This is a genomic window from Bacillus timonensis, assembly GCF_000285535.1.
GTDB classification, from domain to species: domain Bacteria; phylum Bacillota; class Bacilli; order Bacillales; family Bacillaceae_L; genus Ferdinandcohnia; species Ferdinandcohnia timonensis.
In genome coordinates this window covers 1,019,850-1,040,531 of record NZ_HE610986.1, presented here as the reverse complement: position 1 = coordinate 1,040,531, position 20,682 = coordinate 1,019,850, and the positions used below count along the sequence as shown (strand labels likewise).

At 39.7% G+C, this 20,682-nt stretch carries 17 protein-coding genes; 14 read left to right on the top strand and 3 right to left on the bottom strand.

The features are described 5' to 3' along the window. Positions 1-187 precede the first annotated feature (187 nt). The 3 genes from BTHG_RS13765 to BTHG_RS13755 all read left to right on the top strand — a co-directional run bounded on the left by BTHG_RS13765 (position 188) and on the right by BTHG_RS13755 (position 3,965). On the top strand, positions 188-1,906 hold the full coding sequence (locus BTHG_RS13765; RefSeq protein WP_010677310.1) for an ABC transporter ATP-binding protein: 1,719 nt from the start codon (positions 188-190) through the stop codon (positions 1,904-1,906). Between the two features lie 485 nt (positions 1,907-2,391). Further along, complete coding sequence (locus tag BTHG_RS13760) at positions 2,392-3,084, top strand: SPOR domain-containing protein (protein ID WP_010677309.1); 693 nt, start codon at positions 2,392-2,394, stop codon at positions 3,082-3,084. Continuing rightward, the gene (locus BTHG_RS13755) at positions 3,003-3,965 is read left to right on the top strand and encodes a SpoIID/LytB domain-containing protein (RefSeq protein WP_083849121.1); all 963 of its coding nucleotides are present in this window, start codon (positions 3,003-3,005) and stop codon (positions 3,963-3,965) included. Before BTHG_RS13760 ends, BTHG_RS13755 begins: the two co-directional genes overlap by 82 nt. Before the next feature lie 36 nt (positions 3,966-4,001). Here BTHG_RS13755 and BTHG_RS13750 read toward each other — a convergent pair whose 3' ends face one another. Beyond that, positions 4,002-5,666, bottom strand: coding sequence for a glutamine--tRNA ligase/YqeY domain fusion protein (locus BTHG_RS13750; protein ID WP_408605275.1), 1,665 nt, complete (start codon positions 5,664-5,666; stop codon positions 4,002-4,004). A 208-nt stretch (positions 5,667-5,874) separates the two neighbouring features. Here BTHG_RS13750 and BTHG_RS13745 point away from each other — a divergent pair, with 208 nt between their 5' ends. From BTHG_RS13745 to BTHG_RS13730, 4 genes are all read left to right on the top strand, one after another. Continuing rightward, positions 5,875-6,618 carry a threonine/serine exporter family protein gene (locus tag BTHG_RS13745; RefSeq protein WP_010677306.1) on the top strand — a complete coding sequence of 248 codons (744 nt, stop codon included), beginning with the start codon at positions 5,875-5,877 and terminating at the stop codon, positions 6,616-6,618. 16 nt (positions 6,619-6,634) lie between these two features. After that, positions 6,635-7,063: a threonine/serine exporter family protein gene (locus tag BTHG_RS13740; protein WP_010677305.1), complete on the top strand. Its 429-nt coding sequence runs from the start codon at positions 6,635-6,637 to the stop codon at positions 7,061-7,063. Positions 7,064-7,341: 278 nt separating this feature from the next. Then, positions 7,342-8,163, top strand: coding sequence for a tryptophan 2,3-dioxygenase (gene kynA / locus BTHG_RS13735; RefSeq protein ID WP_010677304.1), 822 nt, complete (start codon positions 7,342-7,344; stop codon positions 8,161-8,163). 17 nt (positions 8,164-8,180) lie between these two features. Then, positions 8,181-8,654, top strand: coding sequence for a GNAT family N-acetyltransferase (locus BTHG_RS13730; RefSeq protein ID WP_010677303.1), 474 nt, complete (start codon positions 8,181-8,183; stop codon positions 8,652-8,654). A 41-nt stretch (positions 8,655-8,695) separates the two neighbouring features. Here BTHG_RS13730 and BTHG_RS25005 read toward each other — a convergent pair whose 3' ends face one another. After that, positions 8,696-9,532: a GNAT family N-acetyltransferase gene (locus tag BTHG_RS25005; RefSeq protein WP_010677302.1), complete on the bottom strand. Its 837-nt coding sequence runs from the start codon at positions 9,530-9,532 to the stop codon at positions 8,696-8,698. A gap of 166 nt (positions 9,533-9,698) precedes the next feature. Here BTHG_RS25005 and BTHG_RS25000 point away from each other — a divergent pair, with 166 nt between their 5' ends. From BTHG_RS25000 to BTHG_RS13705, 4 genes are all read left to right on the top strand, one after another. Next, positions 9,699-10,664, top strand: coding sequence for a LacI family DNA-binding transcriptional regulator (locus BTHG_RS25000; protein ID WP_010677301.1), 966 nt, complete (start codon positions 9,699-9,701; stop codon positions 10,662-10,664). 156 nt (positions 10,665-10,820) lie between these two features. Beyond that, complete coding sequence (locus tag BTHG_RS13715; RefSeq protein ID WP_010677300.1) at positions 10,821-12,215, top strand: sucrose-specific PTS transporter subunit IIBC; 1,395 nt, start codon at positions 10,821-10,823, stop codon at positions 12,213-12,215. A 170-nt stretch (positions 12,216-12,385) separates the two neighbouring features. Continuing rightward, positions 12,386-13,825: a glycoside hydrolase family 32 protein gene (locus BTHG_RS13710; RefSeq protein ID WP_010677299.1), complete on the top strand. Its 1,440-nt coding sequence runs from the start codon at positions 12,386-12,388 to the stop codon at positions 13,823-13,825. A gap of 11 nt (positions 13,826-13,836) precedes the next feature. Then, positions 13,837-14,784 (top strand): aminoimidazole riboside kinase, encoded by a 948-nt coding sequence (locus BTHG_RS13705; RefSeq protein WP_010677298.1) that lies wholly within the window; start codon positions 13,837-13,839, stop codon positions 14,782-14,784. 304 nt (positions 14,785-15,088) lie between these two features. Here BTHG_RS13705 and BTHG_RS13700 read toward each other — a convergent pair whose 3' ends face one another. Beyond that, the gene (locus BTHG_RS13700) at positions 15,089-16,462 is read right to left on the bottom strand and encodes a dipeptidase (RefSeq protein WP_010677297.1); all 1,374 of its coding nucleotides are present in this window, start codon (positions 16,460-16,462) and stop codon (positions 15,089-15,091) included. 265 nt (positions 16,463-16,727) lie between these two features. On the opposite strand from BTHG_RS13700, the gene BTHG_RS24995 reads away from it, so the two are divergent. The 3 genes from BTHG_RS24995 (at position 16,728) to BTHG_RS13685 (ending at position 20,663) form a co-directional block, all read left to right on the top strand. Continuing rightward, entirely contained in the window at positions 16,728-18,500 is a 1,773-nt protein-coding gene (locus BTHG_RS24995) for a SpoIID/LytB domain-containing protein (RefSeq protein ID WP_010677296.1), read from the top strand. A 138-nt stretch (positions 18,501-18,638) separates the two neighbouring features. Next, positions 18,639-19,613 (top strand): BadF/BadG/BcrA/BcrD ATPase family protein, encoded by a 975-nt coding sequence (locus tag BTHG_RS13690; RefSeq protein WP_010677295.1) that lies wholly within the window; start codon positions 18,639-18,641, stop codon positions 19,611-19,613. 102 nt (positions 19,614-19,715) lie between these two features. Further along, the gene (locus tag BTHG_RS13685) at positions 19,716-20,663 is read left to right on the top strand and encodes a GNAT family N-acetyltransferase (protein ID WP_010677294.1); all 948 of its coding nucleotides are present in this window, start codon (positions 19,716-19,718) and stop codon (positions 20,661-20,663) included. The last annotated feature ends 19 nt before the right edge of the window (positions 20,664-20,682 follow it).

Genomic DNA, 20,682 nt, shown 5'->3' with positions numbered 1-20,682 from the left:
ATATCTATTCATGGACCAGGGGGACGGTTCTTGTGGCTCCAGTAATGTAAAGAAAGTGACATAGTACTTGCGTGGAGGTATATGTGCCCAACCTAACATATTTCGCCTAACAAAATAATTTGTCAAATTCAGGTTAAACATCTTATAATTCGATATAGGTAGAAGGAAGTTATAAGGAGAGAACAGGATGATACAACGTTTTTTTACATATTATAAGCCGCATCGTACGCTGTTTTTAATTGATTTCAGCTGTGCAGTGATTGTGGCGATTTTAGAGTTAGCCTTTCCGCTAGCGGTGCAATGGTTCATCGATAAACTATTGCCAACGAGCAATTGGTCCGCAATTGTTTGGGTTAGTATCGGTTTATTAGTTTTGTATCTTCTCAGTTCGGGGCTCCAATTTATTGTCGGTTATTGGGGTCACAAGCTGGGAATCAATATTGAAACTGATATGAGGCAGCAATTGTTCCAGCATGTCCAAAGGCAATCATTCCGCTTTTTCGATAATACAAAAACAGGTCATGTCATGAGCCGGATAACGAATGACTTGTTTGATATCGGAGAGCTTGCCCATCATGGCCCTGAAGATTTATTCATTGCCATTATGACATTTGTCGGTGCATTTTGGATTATGCTTACGATTAACGTGAAGCTTGCATTAATTGCTATTATTGTTGTGCCATTTCTAATCTGGCTCATTGCTTTTTCCAATGTCCGTATGAATCGTGCTTGGAAAGCAATGTACAGCAATATTGCTGATGTGAATGCACGAGTAGAGGACAGTGTCGCGGGAGCACGTGTTGTCCAATCCTTTACAAATGAAGAATTCGAGATTTCCAGGTTTAAGGTAGACAATCGAAAGTTCCGTCGTTCTAAGCTTAGTGCCTATAAGGTAATGGGTTCTACATCGGCAGGGATATACCTTATGACACGCTTGTTTGTGTTAATCGTGCTGGTAGTAGGTGCATGGTTAAGTTTTACTGGAGAGCTAACGTACGGGGAACTTGTCGGATTTGTCCTTTATGTCAATGTTCTTTTTAAGCCGATTGATAAAATTAGTGCCTTATTAGAGCTGTATCCAAAGGGGATGGCAGGCTTCAAACGGTTTACAGAGCTTCTTGATATGGAGCCAGAAGTTCAAGATGCAAAAGATGCAGTTGCTGTACCATCTTTGCGTGGGGATATCGAGTTTGATCATGTTACCTTTGGCTATGATGATAAGCAGGGACCAGTCTTAAAGGATATTAATCTAAAGGTTCATGCTGGTGAGACCGTGGCGTTTGTCGGTCCATCGGGAGCGGGAAAAACAACAATTTGTTCGTTAATTCCACGTTTTTACGATGTTGATAATGGCTCAATTTCAATTGACGGAATGGATATTCGAAAAATGACAAAACAGTCCTTGCGTTCACAAATTGGAATTGTTCAGCAGGATGTGTTCCTTTTTACAGGTACATTAAAAGAAAATATTGCGTACGGGATGCTAGGAGCCACGGATGAACAAATAGAGGAAGCAGCAAAAAGAGCTCATTTAGAGGACTTTATTGCTGGGTTACCGGATGGGTACGAAACACAGGTTGGTGAAAGGGGATTAAAGCTATCAGGTGGTCAAAAACAACGGATTGCGATTGCTCGAATGTTCCTGAAGAACCCGCCAATCCTCATCTTGGATGAAGCAACTTCAGCTTTAGATACAGAGACTGAACAAATCATTCAAAAAGCATTAACAGAGCTATCCAAGAACCGCACTACACTTGTCATCGCACACAGACTGGCTACAATCCGGAATGCAGACCGTATTGTAGTTGTGACTGAGGATGGTATCGCGGAACAAGGCGGACATGATGAACTGCTTGAAAAAGGTGGGATCTTCGCGAATCTGCATCAAGTACAATATCAATCATAAATACCAGGATTTCCCATCTAAGAGTGTAGACAATGTCAGCGCTGACTTTGTCTACACAAATTATTAACGAAATTTAAATTTTAATTCAAGTCTCAGACTGTCTTGAAGACGCTTGTCAGACAAGGCGCACAGCTGAGCGAAGACGCGAATAGAAGTTGCTGAATGAGCGCAACGAGAGAGGCAAGCAACGCAGTATGCGAGCGTTTGTCAACAGTCTGTGACCAGGATATCCTGGTCTTTTTTTATTCCTTAGGATCTGAGAATAGGTCTAAAGTCGGGTGTATATTTCAACCAACAGGTGGCCATAGACCTTAAAAAGGATAAAATAAAAGTGAATTTTGTCGGTTTGAATCAGATGGTAGGGAACAGGTAAAACGCATAGTTAAAATAATATTTTAAAAAATAGTAAATTTGTATGAAAGGTAATTTTATTCCCCTAACGAACTTATGTATATGGTGAAAAAAACAAGTAGGGGGAATTGTGTGTGAATAAAGTTGTAAAGCTTTTCTTTGTGTTTGCTCTTGTCAGCATTTTATCGCTGCAAGGAATCTGGGGCAACCCAGCAGAAGCGAGTGAGGGAGACGAACCTGATATTCGCATTGGGGTTGTGCCTTCTGAGGATTCACTAACCGTGGGAGGAGTTGGTGACTTTGATGTGATTGATAAAGAAACAGGTGAAATCCTTCTAACAGGTTCTAACGAGGAGGTCTTGGTTGAACTGGCGGGTTCATCCGTTGTGAAAACAAACTATCGATTACAGGTTGCTTTTTCAACAAGCAATGCTTATATAGCGGATTGGTTGCAGCGTGCAGAATCAAACGGGTATCCGACTTATATTGAGGAATACAATAATGGTTGGAGACTATTAATTGGTGAGTTTCCAGCAGATGCTTCATTTTCAGTCAGGAATGCATTTAAAAATGAAATCGTCGCCAAAGGTTTAGGTGGAAGTGATGCCTATTGGAGAGTCATTACGACTGTTGAAGGAGAGTCAATTATCAAGGTTTCAAATGGGGAAACATCGAAAACAACGACTAACCCTATCCAAGTCATTTCAGAAGATATTGTAACAATTAACGAAAAAAATACCGTGGAATCGCTGAAATCGGTTTTAATAGCTCCGGTGCGCTTGCGGGAATTAATGAGCTTCCCATTGAGGAGTATCTGTATGGTGTAGTTCCACGTGAGTTGCCACCTGTCCCATATGGTGAATTAGAAGCACAAAAATCACAGGCAATTGCTGCTAGAACCTATGCATTATCCAATATGGGGAAGAGAGGCAAGGATGGCTATGATCTCCTCCCGACAACATCTGATCAAGTATATGGTGGATATGAGGCCGAACACCCAATTTCAAATGGTGCAGTTGATGGTACACGAGGAATTGTTGCAACATATGAAGGGAAATTAATTACAGCTGTCTTTAATTCAACAAGTGGTGGTTTTTCTGCTAATAATGAAGATGTGTGGAATTCAGATCCTGTTCCATATTTAAGAGGAGTGCCAGATGCCCAGAGAGGGAAGGCATTCGAACATGTTCCATCCCTAGATGTCTTTAAGAATCACAGTAACTCCAAGTCATTACGTGCTGCGAAAGAGGGAGATTTTGAAGCGGATTGGTCTAAATACCATCGATGGAATTTTGAATGGACGGCAGAAGAAATTAGCGATGTATTAAGCACGTCATATAATACGGAGGTAGGGAAGGTTTACGAAATCAATGTGCTTGAGCGCTCAAGCTCGGGACGTGTACTAACAATTGAGTTTGTTACGGAAAATGGTACCTTTTATCAATATAAAGACGCAATTCGTACGACGTTAAAATACATTAATGCGAGTGGGAATCAAGCGTCCCTGTTAAGCACGCTGTTCCACATTGAGCCGGTTACTAACAATAAAACAAAAGAAGTAGTTGGCTTTAAAGTATTTGGTGGTGGCTGGGGCCATGGTGTTGGCTTGTCACAAACAGGCGCAGTCGGAATGGCTGAAAAAGGAGCGACTTTTGAAGAAATCCTTAAGCACTATTACCAAGGAATTGAGTTAGAAGTCAGATATTAAAAAAGAAGACTCGTGCATGGGCACGAGTCTTTTTTTTTATAATTTAAATGAACTTTTCAATGAAACAATTCGGTTAAAGACGAGGTGGTCATCCGTTGTATGCTTCGGATCCACATTGAAATATCCATGTCTAAAGAATTGGAATTTGTCTTGTGGCTTCACATCTTTCATGTTCGGCTCAACAAATCCATTTAAAATCTCAAGTGAGTTTGGATTGACGTAATCAAGGAATGTTTTATCTTCTTCTTCCTCATTTTCTTCTGCATCTAAAATAAGTGGCTCATACAGACGGAATTCAGCGGGAACCGCTTGTGTCGCCTCAACCCAGTGAATCGTTCCTTTTACCTTACGACCGGTAAAGCCAGTACCACTCTTTGTTTCAGGGTCATACGTACAACGAAGTTCGATAACCTTTCCTTCTTCATCCTTGATGACTTCTTCACATTTAATGAAGTACGCGTGCTTGAGACGAACTTCATTGCCAGGGAAGAGACGGAAATATTTTTTCGGTGGATTTTCCATGAAATCCTCTTGTTCGATGTAGATTTCACGAGAAAATGGAATTTGTCTTGTACCCATTTCTGGATTTTCTGGGTTGATTTCCGCATCCAGCATTTCTACTTGCCCTTCTGGATAGTTGGTAATTACAACTTTAAGTGGATTGATGATACCCATTGTCCGTGGCGCTTTAAGCTTCAAATCCTCACGAACAAAGTGTTCAAGCATTTGAGTATCAACCGTTCCGTTATTTTTCGCTACACCTAATTCACGGCAGAAGGTGCGAATCGCTTCAGGTGTATACCCTTTTCTTCTAAGCCCTGAGATTGTAGGCATGCGAGGGTCATCCCATCCGTCCACATAGTTTTCTTCAACAAGTTGCTTTAACTTACGCTTACTCATCACTGTATTCGTTAAATTAATGCGACCGAATTCAATTTGTTGAGGATTACTTTCCATTTCACAATGCTCTACAACCCAATTGTAAAAAGGACGTTGATCTTCAAATTCAATTGTACAAATGGAGTGGGTTACACCTTCAATTGCATCCTCAACCGGATGAGCAAAAGGATACAATGGATAGATACACCATTTATCACCTGTGTTATGATGTGTCGTATGTGAAATTCGGTAAATAACAGGGTCACGTAAATTGATGTTTGGAGACTTCATATCAATTTTTGCACGTAACACTTTTTCACCATTTCCATACTTACCGGCGCGCATATTTTCAAACAACTCCAGGTTTTCTTCAATGGAACGATCGCGGTATGGACTTTCTTTCCCAGGCTCTGTAAGAGTTCCACGATATTCGCGGATTTCATCTGCACTTAAATCGTCTACATATGCAAGTCCTTTTTTGATTAGTAAAACGGCGCGATTATACATTTCTTCGAAGTAATCTGATGCGAAAAATAAACCGTCCCAATCATATCCAAGCCATTTTACATCTTCCTTGATTGAGTTTACAAACTCTATATCTTCTTTTAAAGGGTTTGTATCATCAAAGCGTAAGTTAGTTTTACCTTTGAATTCATCTGCAAGGTCAAAATTCAGAACGATTGATTTTGCGTGCCCGATATGTAAGTAACCATTTGGTTCTGGAGGAAATCGGGTAACGACATGATCACGTTTACCTGTTTCTAAATCGTCGATTATGATATTTCTAATAAAATTTGAAACGTTATTATTTTCCACGGCCATAACCTCTTTCGTTATCCTTTACTGGACGTTCAAGAAACCACTACTGTGTGAAAGCCTTTTTGAACATCCTCTATAATGGATGAATATATCATAAAACCAGAATAATTACCATTATTGTCATGGTTACCAAAGTTTAAGTTGATTATGAGGCTGTCTTTCATATAAGCTTTACTGTATGCGAAATTTTTAACCATCGGAGCGGTGTTTTATGGAAAAAAAGAGTGAAATTGTAGAGATCTGTCTGCTGGCGGGAAAAATAATGCTTGAGAGCGGGGCAGAGACGTATAGAGTAGAAGACACAATGAATCGTATGGCTGCAGCATTTGGGAATGTAACGTCTCATAGCTATGTAACACCAACCGCGATTATGTTTTCGACGAGTGAAACAGAACCTTCTAATTTAATAAGAATTAATGAACGGTCAACAGATTTAGAAAAGGTAACCCTTGTAAATGGCATTTCGCGCAAAATAAGTAGCGGAGATCTATCTCTTCAAGAAGCAAAAATACAGCTAGAGAAACTTTCGAAACTGGATCTTTCCTATCCCGTTTGGATTCAGATTTTTGCCGCAGCCCTTGCCAGTGGCTGTTTTACAATCATGTTCCTTGGGACCTGGACGGATTTTTTACCAGCATGTGTAGCGGGAGGAGTGGGCTTTGCTCTTTTTATCTACCTTCACGGGTTAATCCGAATCAAATTTTTTGCGGAGATTATGGCGTCGTTTGTGATTGGAATGGTCGCCTATCTCTTTATCGTGACGGGAATTGGTAAGGAACTTGATAAAATCATTATAGGTTCTGTAATGCCACTTGTACCTGGTCTGTTAATTACAAATGCAATTAGAGACTTGATTGCGGGTCATCTTGTTTCAGGAATTTCTAAAGGTGCGGAAGCCTTTTTAACTGCTTTAGCAATTGGAACAGGGATAGCGGTCGTGCTCGCGATTTTCTAATGGAAAGGAGTTTACTATGTTTTCCCATTTGATCACAAGTATAGTTGCTTCAAGTACTTTTGGAATCATCTTCAATGTCCCAAGAAAGTCACTAATAAAATGTGGCCTAGTCGGGATGATTGGGTGGATGATCTATATTATTTTATTCTTGCGTGGGGTTGATGAGGTTTATGCGACACTTGCGGCCTCCTTTTTAGTCGCGATTATCAGCCATATCTTTGCGAAAATGTATAAAAATCCTGTGATTATCTACAGTATTGTCGGAATCATCCCGTTGGTGCCAGGAGGAATTGCATATAACGCGATGAGGAACTTTGTTGAAAATGACTATTCAACAGCTGTACATTTAGCGGCAAGGGCCTTCATGATATCAGGCGCAATTGCGTTTGGCCTTGTCTTATCAGAGGTGTTAAATCAATTAATAATTAGAAGAAGAAAAGTCTAAAAGCTTCCGGAATTTGATTCCAGGAGGTTTTTTATTTTGGAAGCGAGGTTGTTTTGGCTTAGGCTAAAATTGATAGAATTGAAAAAATTGATAGAATCGGATTAAAGTCGATAGAATCAGAATAAAATCGATAGAACGTTAGTAAAGTCGATAGCACCAAGTCCCAGGTTAAAAATAATCCTCAATAATGTAGGGTTTTTGGCATATTCATAGAAATAAGAGTATAGATAATCAGTTGGGCATATAAACAGCATTTTTAAAGACGAAAGGAGACATGTATGAGTAAAAGTGACGGCATTTACAATGATTTATCAAAGGATATGACGTATGGCGACTATCTTAAGCTAGATACATTGCTCTCAAGCCAGCATCGCCTTTCTGACCATCATGATGAGATGTTGTTTATTATCATTCATCAAACAAGTGAGCTCTGGATGAAGCTAATCTTACATGAAGTGAATGCAGCGAAAGCGTCTATTTTAAAAAATGATCTAGAACCAGCATTTAAAATGCTATCAAGGGTATCAAGGATTCAGCAACAATTAATCCAATCCTGGGATGTTCTTTCAACGTTAACGCCCTCTGAATATATGGAATTTAGGGGGAAACTCGGAAAGTCCTCGGGCTTCCAATCCTATCAAAATCGGTTAATCGAATTTGCGTTTGGCCATAAGAAACCGAATGTGCTAGGAGTTTACAAGCATCAGCCTGAAATCTATAAACAGGTTGAGGCTGCCATACAAGAGAAAAGTATTTATGATGCTGCGATTCTGGCCCTTTCGACGAGAGGATTTACGATTGACAAATCATGCCTTGAACGGGATTGGACGAAAGACTATAAGGCAAACGAGAGTGTCGAGCAAGCTTGGCTAGAAGTCTATCAAAATGTTGAAAAGTATTGGGACTTTTATGAGCTTGCGGAAAAATTAGTTGATATTGAATCAAGGCAACAGCAATGGCGCTATAACCATATGATCACGGTTGAAAGAATAATTGGAAATAAGAGGGGCACTGGTGGATCGGCAGGAGTCGAATATTTGAAACAGGTCATCAACCATCGTTTTTTTCCTGAACTGTGGAGTATGCGAACAAAATTATAAGGGAGCATAATGTAAAGATGGATATTCAAATTCAAGCTATTTCAAAAAGGGAAGAAGAAGTTTTACATAATCTCATGCAATTTTATATCTATGAATTTACTAAGTATATGGACAGTATAAGAATAAATGATAGCGGCCTTTTTGGTAGGTTTAATCTCGATGTCTATTGGACGGATGACAACCATCATGCTTATTTTGTAAGGGTGGATAGTTTACTTGCGGGCTTTGTGTTAGTGCAAAGTCAAACAGAGAAGGAACCTAACTCAATCGAAGAATTTTTTATCATGAGGGGCTACGAAGGGAAAGGAATCGGGTCCTTTGTAGCCGAGCAAATTTTTGCAATGTTTCCTGGAAGATGGCAAGTGAGACAGTCAGAGAAGAATGAACGAGCCCGGACATTTTGGAGAAGTATCATTTCAAAATGTACAAAGGGAAACTTTGAGGAACGACTTGATGAAAGAAACTGTTCAATTCAGGAGTTTATTATTTAAGATATATAGATACGAAAGGAGTTTACCAAAAGGCAAACTCCTTATTTAATCACAAATTCCTCAAAAGGCAAATAATAAACGGGGTAATTATCTAATTGTTCAAAGCCAACTTTCTTCGCAATCACAATGGAATCTTTACGAAACGACTCTGTTGTCCAGTGTGGTGTTACGTCCCGTCGTAGGCATTCCTCGATAAAGGCTCTCGCCATTGCGGTAGCAAGACCTTTTCCGCGGTGGCACGGATCATATGTATTAATTCCGATTTCATAGTCATTTTTCGAAACAAAGACCGATAGACATGTTCCGATTACATTCTGGCCGTGGACGACTGCATAGCCCAACCCTTTATGAAAAAATGACTCCAGGGATTCTCCCCAAAATTTCATGATTTCATTTTTAATGATGTGACCTGCATCCCACGCTACTAGCTCCCGGCTAATTGGTTTAACCTCATACCCTTCAGGGACTTCTTTCGTATGGGTTCGATTAAACCAATCTTTATGAAAACGAAACGGTACACGTTCACCTTTAAGGAGAGCAACTCTCGTAAAAATGGATTCAATGGACCTATCCCATTCATGATTTGGGTGAATTTCTAGGTTTAATGTATCTTCCTCTGGAAGTGCTTCAACCCGAATCACGGAAGCAATATACTCCTCAAGTTCCGAGTTAAACTCCTGATTATCAACCTTTCCACATAGATAAAACATTTCATTTTTTGCCCAAATAAAGGCAGTTTCGGGGTGAATCAGATTGTCCACAAAAATCTCTCCTGGATTGTTCTCATCGATGACCCCATTAATAACGGGATGATTTTCTAATCCGAGAAGCAGTGGTTTTATTTTTTTAAAGCTACCATGCTCAAGTGTATTTATCATTTTCTCCACGCCCTTTTTCCAATTCAATATCATTCTATTTCCGAACCTATTATAATGGATTCTGGTATCCCTTAACACAAATATTTTCCGTAGATAATAAAATATCTTTTGTCCATGAAAGAATTGTGTAAAATAAAGAGGAATGAAATGTACTGGAGGAAATGTCATGGTGACGATGAAGGAAATTGCGAGGTTGGCAAATGTGTCTAGCGCTACTGTTTCGCGCGTGCTGAATAATTCAGGATATGTGAGTGATGAAGTGCGCAAACGGATTTTAAAAATCATTGAAGAAACAGGCTATATTCCAAGTGAGCACGCAAAAGCATTGCGAACAAAGCAATCAAATGTCATTGGTGTCATTTTACCGAAGCTAAGCACAGAGACAGCAAGTAGAATTGTCAGTGGGATCGGTGAAGAGCTGGCGAAACACGGTTATCAAATCCTGTTAACCAATACAAATCTTGATCCCAAGAAGGAAATTGAGTATTTGAAACTGTTAAAAAGCAAGCAGGTGGACGGAATTATTCTTCTTGCGACAAATCGAGGCGAAGAGTTGCTTAACGAAATCAAAAAGTTACGGATACCCTTTGTGGCGACTGGGCAGGAAATGGAGGGAATACCTTCTGTCATCAACAAGAACTTCCAAGCTGCAAAGGACATCACAAATCTTTTAATCGAAAAAGGTCACACCAAAATTGGGTTTATCGGTGTAGACGAAGCAGATTATGAGGTTGGATACAAGCGAAAAGCCGGTTATTTAGCAGCGTTAGAGAACAGCCAATTACCGGTCGTTGACGAGTGGATTCAAAAAGGAGATTTTTCAATTGACTCTGGTTATAAAATGACAAAGAAGATTTTTGAAACGTCTTTAGAAAAACCCACTGCTATTGTCGCAGTTACAGACCGACTGGCGATAGGAGCGATGGAATATCTGAAAGAACAATACATAGAGATTCCAAAGGAAGTGGCTTTAACAGGAATGGGGGCATCTGATTTATCAAAGTATATCGTTCCAAAATTGACGACTGTAGATTTGCTAAGTGAATACACGGGAGCAGAAGCAGCTAAGACCTTACTTCAGATCTTACAGGAAGGGATTACCTCTGAAAAAAACAAATCGACTATAGACTAATAATTAGAGATAGTATATAATCGGTTTCATAAAGGTTGTGTAATCGATTACACATTGAGTGTTAATTTTTTTTGGAGTGACATGTAATCGATTACCTATTTTTTAAATGTATATGAAATCGATTACACATAAACACTATTTTTAGGGGTGATAGTAATGTCAGAAAATCGTCGAATTGCTGAAGAGATAATTGAAGCAGTTGGTGGTAAAGAAAATATACTATCTGCTGCACATTGTGCAACAAGATTACGAATTATGGTGCAAGATAAAGAAAAAATTAACCAAGAAAAGGTTGAAAATGTAGATAAGGTTAAAGGTGCATTCTTTAACTCAGGTCAATTCCAAGTCATCCTTGGTACAGGAACAGTCAATCGGATTTATGAAGAGGTTGAAAAGATTGGGATTGAAACAACAACAAAAGCTGACCAATCAAAAGAAGCAGCGAAAAGCGGAAATGCTATTCAACGCGCGATTCGTTCATTTGGAGATGTGTTCGTTCCAATTATTCCAGCACTAGTTGCAACAGGTCTTTTCATGGGTGTTCGTGGATTAGTGATGCAGGAACAAATCCTGGCATTATTCGGGTTAACACCTGCGGATATCTCTCAAAACTTTATTTTATTTACACAAATCTTAACAGATACGGCTTTTATTTTCTTACCTGCTCTAGTGGCATGGTCAACCTTCCGCGTTTTTGGCGGAAACCCAACCATCGGACTTGTACTAGGATTAATGCTTGTTAGTCCATCATTACCAAATGCTTGGGGAGTTGCAGGTGGTGATGTTGACCCAATTAAATTCTTTGGGTTCATTCCTGTAGTCGGTTATCAAGGCTCCGTGATTCCAGCATTTATCACTGGTATTGTTGGTGCAAAGCTTGAAAAATGGATCCGTAAACGTGTGCCAGAAGCACTTGATTTAATTGTGACACCATTTTTAACCTTACTCATCATGATTGCCTTAGCTCTTTTTGCAATCGGACCTGTGTTCCACACAGTTGAAAATCTGATTTTAGATGCAACAGTGGCAGTACTTGAATGGCCATTTGGATTGGCGGGATTAATCATTGGATTCCTTAATCAGATTATTGTCGTTACAGGTGTCCACCATGTCTTTAACCTATTAGAAATTCAATTACTTGAAAAATTTGGATTCAACCCTTATAACGCTATTGTCACATGTGCGACGGCAGCCCAAGGTGGAGCAGCTTTAGCAGTAGGATTAAAAACAAAATCCGTAAAACTAAAAGCTTTAGCCTTACCATCTACCTTATCAGCATTTTTAGGAATAACAGAGCCTGCGATTTTTGGGGTTAACCTTCGCTATGTGAAACCATTTATCATGGGACTTATCGGTGGTGGAGTCGGAGGTTTCTTAGCTTCCATCCTTGGTCTTAAGGCAACAGGTATGGCAATCACAGTAATACCTGGAACATTGCTTTATTTAAACGGACAAATTTTACTCTATATCCTCGTGAACGTAGTAGCCATTGCAGTTGCATTCGTTCTTACTTGGATGTTCGGATATTCAGATAAAATGCAAGAAAAATAAGAAATGTGGTAAGCACACCCGAAAATCGACGACAAGCATAAGACAGCCGCTTTTTAGAAGGTGCATTTTACCTTCCGAAGCGATTGGCTTACGATAGAGTCGATGGTGCCTGGAGCTAGAAAAAACAGAAGGCAAGTAATCACTTGCCTTCTTTACGTAAGGAGTTCATCATGAATCAGCGTGAATTAATCGAAAAAGCGAATCAAGAAATTGAGCGAAAAAGGCAGATCGTTGAAAGTGACTATTACCGTTTGCGATTTCACTTAATGCCGCCGGTGGGTTTATTAAATGATCCGAATGGCTTCATTCAGTATAAGGGTGTATACCATTTATTTTACCAGTGGAATCCCTTTGAAACTGCTCATGGTTCAAAGTTCTGGGGACATTACACTTCAACGGACCTTGTGAAGTGGGAGCACCAGCCGGTTGCATTGGCTCCAAGTGAATGGTATGAGAAAAATGGCTGTTATTCCGGAAGCGCAATTGAGCACGAAGGAAAAATGGTCTTATTTTATACGGGGAATGTAAAAGATGAAAATGGTGAACGAGAAACTTATCAATGTATGGCGGTCTCAAATGATGGCATGATTTTTGATAAAAAGGGACCAGTCATTCATCTCCCGAAAGGCTATACTGCCCATTTTCGCGACCCAAAGGTTTGGAAAAAAGATGATACATGGTACATGGTGTTAGGTGCACAGGATGTAACGGAGCAGGGGAAGGTTGTTCTTTATTCGTCTCAAAACTTAACGGATTGGGAGTTTCACGGAGCTATTACAGGTTCGGAAATGAACGGATTAGGACCTTACGGATACATGTGGGAGTGTCCTGATCTTTTTGAGTTGGACGGTAAGGATGTTCTCCTTGTTTCACCACAAGGGCTTGAGCCAGAAGGTGATTTGTATCATAATTTATTCCAAGCGGGCTATTTTGTGGGTGAGTTTAATGCTGAAGAGTTTTCTTATCAACATGGTGCTTTTACTGAATTAGATCGAGGCTTTGATTTCTATGCCCCACAAACAACCACGGATGTAAAAGGAAGAAGACTTCTTTTTGCATGGATGGGCATTACCGATGAGAATGAAAAATATCAGCCGACGATTGAAAAAGGCTGGATTCATGCGATGACATTGCCACGTGTTCTCTCACTTAAAGGTGAAAAAGTTGTTCAACAGCCTGTAGAAGAACTAAAGCAGTTGCGGAAAAATGAAGTATCGTATGAAAATGTTCAAGTGAATACCGAGATTGTAACGCTTGATAAGGTACAAGGAACATCGATGGAAATGCTCATTGACGGCATTTCGTACCATAGTGATTCATTTGAAGTCACATTCAGAGGAGCTGTAAACTTCTTTTATTCCACAAAAGAAAATAAAATGAGTCTCCATCGAAAGAACTTTAAAGATGGTCGTGTGGAATCCCGGCATTGTCAGATCTATGGGATTAAAAAGCTGCACGTGTTTTTGGATACTTCCTCAATTGAGATATTTGTAAATGATGGCGAGGAAGTGTTTACAGCCCGTTATTACCCAAGTGTGGAAAATGAATCCGTCTCTTTTAAAGCGGAAGGCAAGCTTCAATTTAATATGAAAAAATGGAATTTGGATTAGGAAGTGAAACAATGAAACAAGGAGTTATTTGTTTAGGTGAGGCGTTAATAGATTTCATCCCTCTTGACCAAGACAATATGCAGTTTCTAAAAAGTCCTGGAGGTGCGCCAGCAAATGTTGCGGTTGGAACGGCTAGGCTTGGCACAAAATCCTCATTTGTGGGCAAGGTTGGGGATGATGTTCTTGGCAATTTTTTAAAACAGACATTAGAAAGTTATAACGTTCAAACAGGAGCAATGTATCTTTCGAAGGAAGAACGCACAGGCCTTGTGTTTGTGACACTTGGCGAAGATGGTGAGCGGGAGTTTTCATTTTATATTGAAAAAAGTGCCGACCGTTTTTTAACTACAGAGGAGATTCCAGCATCTCTTTTCGAAGAGCATAATGTGTTCCATTTTGGTTCGATTTCTCTTATTGAAGACCCAGCGGAGTCTGCAACGAAAAAGGCACTACAACTAGCGAAAGAAAAAGGATTAGTTGTTTCCTATGATCCAAACTTACGACCCATGCTCTGGAAGGATTTAAGTACGGCAAAGCAAAAAATCACTTCCATGCTTAGTGAGGCGGATGTTGTTAAATTATCAGAAGTTGAGCTGGAATTCATTACTGGTGAAACGGATATTGAACGTGGTGTTGAAAAATTAGCACAGTATAATATTCCTTTATTATTCATCACACTTGGAAAGGATGGCGTTCACACATTCTACAAGGGTGAGTCAATTTTTGTGGAAGCCAGAAATGTAAAGAGTGTTGATACAACTGGTGCAGGAGATGCATTCGTCTCTGGTTTGCTCTATCAATTCAGTGGGCGAGATAAAAAGATAACCGACTATACACTTGATGAAATCAAAGAAATTGCAACATTCGCAAGTGTGTCTGGTGCACTTGCTGTGTCACAAAAAGGGGCCATGACTGCATTACCAACAATAGAGCAGGTTCAAGCATTTTTGGGTGAGTAATAAGTGGAATGAAGGCTCGAATGAAGCAGATGCACGATCTGAAAGTCTTTTATAGGGGTGATGAAGTCTTGAACGAAGCTGAAGTCCGTGTGGAAAGTCCTTCATCGGTGTGATGAAGTCTTGAACGAAGCTGAAGCCCGAGTGGAAAGTCCTTCATCGGGGTGATGAAGTCTTGAACGAAGCTGAAGCCCACGCGAAAAATCCTTCATCAGCAAGCTGAAGTCCCAAAAACACCCGAAGTCTCGTAATAAAAACCAACTCATATAAAAAAGGTGGATTCCAACCGTGGAATCCACCTTTCCTTTTATAACGACTTCTCTAATTCAAACCAATAGGTACAAAGAGTTTCCAAACCTTTGTCAAAATTCTCAAGGTGGAAATGCTCGTTTGGTGCATGGAAGTTTTCAGTTGGAAGTCCAAAGCCCATCAACACAATTGGTGCATGAAGAACTTCATCCAATGTTGCAATAATTGGTAATGACCCACCACCGCGTGTGAACGAAGTCGGTACCTTGTACACTTCTTCATAAGCACGACTTGCTGCTTGAATGGCAGGGTGATCAAATGGTGTTACATATGGTGCACCTTTATCAAAAAGTTGCAAGTTTACTTCAACGCCTACTGGTTTGTTTTTTTCAATATGTTGCTTCAATTGTTCTACAATCACATCAGGATCCTGGTTTGGAACGAGACGGCAGGTGATTTTTGCATGAGCCTCTGAAGGAATAACAGTCTTAATTCCATCGCCTTGGAAGCCACCATAAATACCGTTAATATCGAGAGTTGGACGGACCCAAGTTCGTTCCAGATAGCTATAGCCTTTTTCACCATAAAGTGCAGGAACCCCAAGCTCTTGACGTTGTTTTTCCTCATCAAAATTCAAAGCCTCATATGCCTTCTTTTCTTCATCTGTTAATGGAAGTACATCATCATAGAATCCTTCAACGGTTACTTTTCCGTCCTCGCTATGGAAGGAGTCTAATAATTGAACAAGGGCATTAATTGGATTATGTACGCCACCACCGTATAGTCCAGAGTGTAGGTCGCTGTTAGAGCCTTTCACATCAATTTGAAGACCTGCAAGTCCCCGTACACCGTAGCAAATAGTTGGTTTTCCTCGTTCGTTCATACTTGTGTCTGAGATAACAATGACGTCAGCGGCAAGTAGCTCTTTATTTTCCTTAACAAATGCAGGAAGGTTTGGGCTACCGATTTCTTCTTCGCCTTCAATACAGAATTTAAAATTAAGTGGTAAAGTTCCACCGGTTTTCATGATGGTTTCAATTGCTTTAAGATGCATGAAGGTTTGTCCCTTGTCATCACTAGCGCCTCGCGCAAAGATTTTGTCATCACGAATCTCTGGCTCGAACGGCGGGCTATCCCATAAATGTAGTGGATCAACTGGTTGAACATCATAATGCCCGTAAATTAATACTGTTGGCTTGCCTTCAGCGTGGAGCCAATCGCCATAAACGACAGGATGTCCTTTTGTAGGATGAATGCTGACATTTTCCATGCCAATTTTTCGTAATGCATCTGCAACCCATTCTGCGGTGGTGGTAACATCTTCTTTGTGATCTGGCAATGCACTAATACTTGGAATAGATAGTAACTCAAAAAGTTCCTTTACATGTGAATCTCGGTTTTCTTTTAGATAGTTCTGGACGTTTTCATTCAAGGCTGTTTCCTCCTTTTGGACAAATGTAAAAGACAGCTCTATACATTATTTTACATCAATTAAATTAGCAAGGGAATGTTTCGGGTCTCGAAAAGTAAAACAAAAGGACTAAAATTTTATTTTAAAAAATAATTCTAAAGTACGAAGGTAAATTTCATAGATGTGAAGAAATTTGTATGTAAATAAAACTAGGCGGATTTTTCGAATGGCGCGCGTAAGAAAAACCTGCTGGTTGTCAAATTTTTAGGGGAGTGGGGGAACTATTTTGCTACTAAATCGGGGACGTAATTTTGTAAGTGCTTTGGTAATGATCGTTCTTATTACTGGTCTTTTCTCTCAAGTTGGACAGGCATCTGCTGCTGAGGATAACAGATCATGGGTAGAATACACAGAAAAAATAATGGCGAAGGACAAGGACAACGGAACGTTAGAGCTAGAACTGCAAGGATCTTTAAAGCTTGCGAAAAATTACAATGTTACCCTAAGAGGGGAAAACAAAGTGTACCAAAAATCACTAGCTGATGTGAGGGTCGGGGCGGAAAACGTAACCGTTCGAGTTAACCACAAGAATGAAATAACGAAAGTGTTTATCGATGGACCGACTCCAATTAAAACAATGAGGGTTGGAATTATGACGACTGGATTTGAAACTGTCGACCACGACACGATTGTATTAAACTCACAAGCAGGGCTTGAAATTGTTGATAAAGTTGCAGAACAAACCGTTGAAATTCCAGCAGGGGAGAATGTTACTTTTTCACCTTCTTCAAATGAAATCACTGTAACAAATGCTTCAGGTGACGTTTTATACACAACACCAAACAGACTTTATGTTTTTACCGAAGAGGGTAGCAAAATTAAGGTTGAAAGTATTACAAGAGCAAGTAGTGATGAGTCTTACCGTGGATTCTTTGAAATCACTACATCCGAAACAGGAGACAAATTAAATTTAATTAATGAAGTTGATTTTGAGCAATATCTTTATCAAGTGGTTCCGAGTGAAATGCCTTCATACTTTGGCTTAAATGCACTAAAAGCACAAGCAGTAGCGGCGAGAACCTATGCATTAGGTGACTATTTAAGTGACCGTTTTGCGAAGGATGGATTCTTTGTATTAGATAGTGTGATGAGTCAGGTGTATAACAATATCCCTGAAGATGCCGCAACAAACCAAGCTGTAGACGAAACTTCTGGAATCATTATGTTAGGTCAAGATGGTAGTTTAGTAGACGCTCGCTATTATTCAACTTCAGGTGGTTATGGTGCATCCAAACATCAGGTTTGGGCTGATGAGGATGGTACGTTCCCAAGCCAGGTTATCCCGTACTTAATCGCACAAAGTCATACGTTTGATCCAAGTGATTCTAGTAAAATGTACGAAATTGATACGCAAAGTGAAGAAGAAATTCTTGATTTCTATAAGACATTATCTCATACAGGTTACGACGGAAATTCTCCATGGTTTAGATGGAAGGTAAGTATGTCTAAGGAAGAGCTAGAAAATACAATTAATGCGAATTTAGCAGGTAGACAAACAGCTGACCCTAAGTTTGTGCTAACGAAAAATGAAGCTGGAGAGTTTGTAAGCCAGCCAATACCAGCAGAAGGAATTGGAGAGCTTCTTGATATGTACGTCGAAAAACGTGGTGACGGCGGAAATATTATGGAGCTTGTGATTGAGGGAACAACAGGAACTTACAAAATTATAAAAGAATACAATATCCGATTCACAATTCGACCATCTAACGCGTTTACAAAAGGCGATAATGTTGTGCTCCATCGTGCTACTGCAGGAAGCTCAGACTACACTGGCACATTAAACAACTATACAATCCTTCCATCGGCATTCTTTGGTTTTGAGATGAATGAGGAGAAAGGTGTAACCTTCTATGGTGGTGGAAATGGCCATGGTGTTGGGATGAGTCAATACGGAGCATACTATCTAGGAACGACATTGGAATATGAATTTGATAGAATATTAACTTCGTATTATCCAAATATGTCCCTTGAAAGTATCACTGTATTAACGAAAGAATAATAGGTGAAACTGCTGTTCCATACGGGCAGCAGTTTTTGGTTTTAAAATATTATTTTATTAAAACATAAAATTTATTGAAATTTAATTTCCTGAACGTATAATAAAAGTAACAACCAATTGAAAATTGGGGGCTAGAAAATGTATGTTTTAGGGATTGATGGAGGAGGAACGAAAACAAAAGGGGTCATTGCGGATGAATTTGGTAATGTGTACGCTGTGGCTCAGGTTGGAGCTACCAATCAAAATGGGGTTGACATACAGCGTGTAAAAAAGGAATTCGAGACCTTGTTTTCCTCCTTAAGAAGCCAAAACGAAGAAGCGTTTATGAATCTTCATACAATCTTTGCTGGGATGTCAGGTGTAGACCGACCTCAGGCAAAGCAGATTAGTAAGGATATTCTTGTAAAGCTAGCTCCAACACACACTACGGTCATAATCGACAATGATGGGGTGAATGCTCTGTATTCGGGTACCCTTGGTGCACCAGGGATTGTTCAAATATGTGGGACTGGTTCGATAACCTTTGGTGTAAATGGCAAAGGCGAACGAAAACGTGTGGGTGGTTGGGGTTATTTGATTGATGACGAAGGGAGCAGCTATGAACTTGGTAGAGAAGCATTACATGCAATTTTTAGGGCTTATGACGATAGAGGCCCAAAAACAGTACTATCAGAAATGATTTTACGTCATTTCCAAATTGCTAATCCTTCTGATTTAATTTCAATTGTTTATGGAGCCAAACATCCAAGAGAAGTAATTGCACCCCTAAGCAAGTGCGTGACAGAGGCAGTTGATCAAGATGATGAAGTGGCCAAAGAGCTCATCCGAGAATCTGGAAGTAAAGTGGCAAGCTCCATCCACCATTTATACAACCAGCTTTTCCCGTCGAATAGAAGGGAAGTTCCAATAGTGCTTGTAGGTGGGTTATTCTTACGCAGTGATTTGTTTGTTCCGATTATTGAAACCTTTTTGAAACAAAATCAACTACCAACCAAACTAGTTAAGCCTGAGATAGAACCAGTTGGTGGCGCGGTTGCGGCAGCAATTGCTCATGCGGACGGAAAACTGGATGCAGATTTTATTAAAAATATAAGTGAAATGATAGTACAATAATTTTATATATTAATTGAATTTTTATTTTAAATATTACGAAGATTTGCTATAATCATTTTAGAATGGAAAAAATAGTCTGTTATGACTTACGGGGGAAGAGCAATGAAATATTTAGAGTTGGATGAACAATGGGTATCACAAATTGTCAATCTCTGGAATCGTGAGCTTGGTGCCGATTTTCCAATGAGAGAAGTATTGTTTAAGCAAAACAGTATACAAGATCCCAACGTACTTCTATCAGGTTCTTATGTAGCACTAAATAACCAGGATCAGGTTGTCGGTTTTGTTGTAGCCAAATGTGTGCAGGATAAAAAGGAAACACTTCTAAGTCAGGAAGTAGGTTATATCCAGGCGTTACTTGTTGATTCACAGTTCCGTCATCAAGGGATTGGAAGCGCTTTGTTGGAAGGGGCCGAAAAGGCACTACAAAAACAGGGGTGTAACACTATTTTTCTTGGTCGAGACCCAGCTCATTATTTTCCTGGAGTTCCTCTGGAATATGAAGACACAAAAAAGTGGTTTGAAAAAAGGAACTATGAAGCCTCAGAAGTTGCTTCAGACCTATTTAGAATGTTTAAACCAGATGAAAAGTTTGATTTTATAAAACCTAAAGATATCGAGGTTAGCCTTTTAAATAACAAGGATGAATTTCTTTCTTTCATGCATCGTTGTTTCCCTGGACGATGGGAGTACGAAGCAAAACGTTATTTTAATAACGGAGGTACGGGAAGGGAATTTGTTGTTTTTCGAAAAGAAAATGAGATTATTGGATTTTGCCGAATCAATGATGAAAAGTCACCTATCATCGGTCCGAATATTTATTGGGCGCCGCTTTTTACTGAAGGCCTTGGCGGTGTTGGACCGCTTGGAATTGATACAGCTGAAAGAAAAAATGGCTACGGTCTAGCAATCGTGAAGGCCGGGGTGTCTTTTCTAAGAGAAAGGCAAATAACCAACATTGTAATTGATTGGACAGGATTACTAGAGTTTTATCAAAAGATAGATTTCGAGGTTTGGAAGCAATATCAGCAATATAGTAAACAGATTTAGTCCTTTCTAAAGAAAGAAA

What these genes read in the sequence shown, in the direction of transcription:
- BTHG_RS25000 (WP_010677301.1), top strand. Translation starts at nt 9,699, where the DNA reads ATGGTGACGATGAAGGAAATTGCGAGGTTGGCAAATGTGTCTAGCGCT.
- BTHG_RS13705 (WP_010677298.1), top strand. Translation starts at nt 13,837, where the DNA reads ATGAAACAAGGAGTTATTTGTTTAGGTGAGGCGTTAATAGATTTCATC.
- BTHG_RS13745 (WP_010677306.1), top strand. Translation starts at nt 5,875, where the DNA reads ATGGAAAAAAAGAGTGAAATTGTAGAGATCTGTCTGCTGGCGGGAAAA.
- BTHG_RS13690 (WP_010677295.1), top strand. Translation starts at nt 18,639, where the DNA reads ATGTATGTTTTAGGGATTGATGGAGGAGGAACGAAAACAAAAGGGGTC.
- BTHG_RS13730 (WP_010677303.1), top strand. Translation starts at nt 8,181, where the DNA reads ATGGATATTCAAATTCAAGCTATTTCAAAAAGGGAAGAAGAAGTTTTA.
- BTHG_RS13750 (WP_408605275.1), bottom strand. Translation starts at nt 5,666, where the DNA reads ATGGCCGTGGAAAATAATAACGTTTCAAATTTTATTAGAAATATCATA.
- kynA (WP_010677304.1), top strand. Translation starts at nt 7,342, where the DNA reads ATGAGTAAAAGTGACGGCATTTACAATGATTTATCAAAGGATATGACG.
- BTHG_RS13685 (WP_010677294.1), top strand. Translation starts at nt 19,716, where the DNA reads ATGAAATATTTAGAGTTGGATGAACAATGGGTATCACAAATTGTCAAT.
- BTHG_RS13715 (WP_010677300.1), top strand. Translation starts at nt 10,821, where the DNA reads ATGTCAGAAAATCGTCGAATTGCTGAAGAGATAATTGAAGCAGTTGGT.
- BTHG_RS13710 (WP_010677299.1), top strand. Translation starts at nt 12,386, where the DNA reads ATGAATCAGCGTGAATTAATCGAAAAAGCGAATCAAGAAATTGAGCGA.
- BTHG_RS25005 (WP_010677302.1), bottom strand. Translation starts at nt 9,532, where the DNA reads ATGATAAATACACTTGAGCATGGTAGCTTTAAAAAAATAAAACCACTG.
- BTHG_RS13765 (WP_010677310.1), top strand. Translation starts at nt 188, where the DNA reads ATGATACAACGTTTTTTTACATATTATAAGCCGCATCGTACGCTGTTT.
- BTHG_RS13740 (WP_010677305.1), top strand. Translation starts at nt 6,635, where the DNA reads ATGTTTTCCCATTTGATCACAAGTATAGTTGCTTCAAGTACTTTTGGA.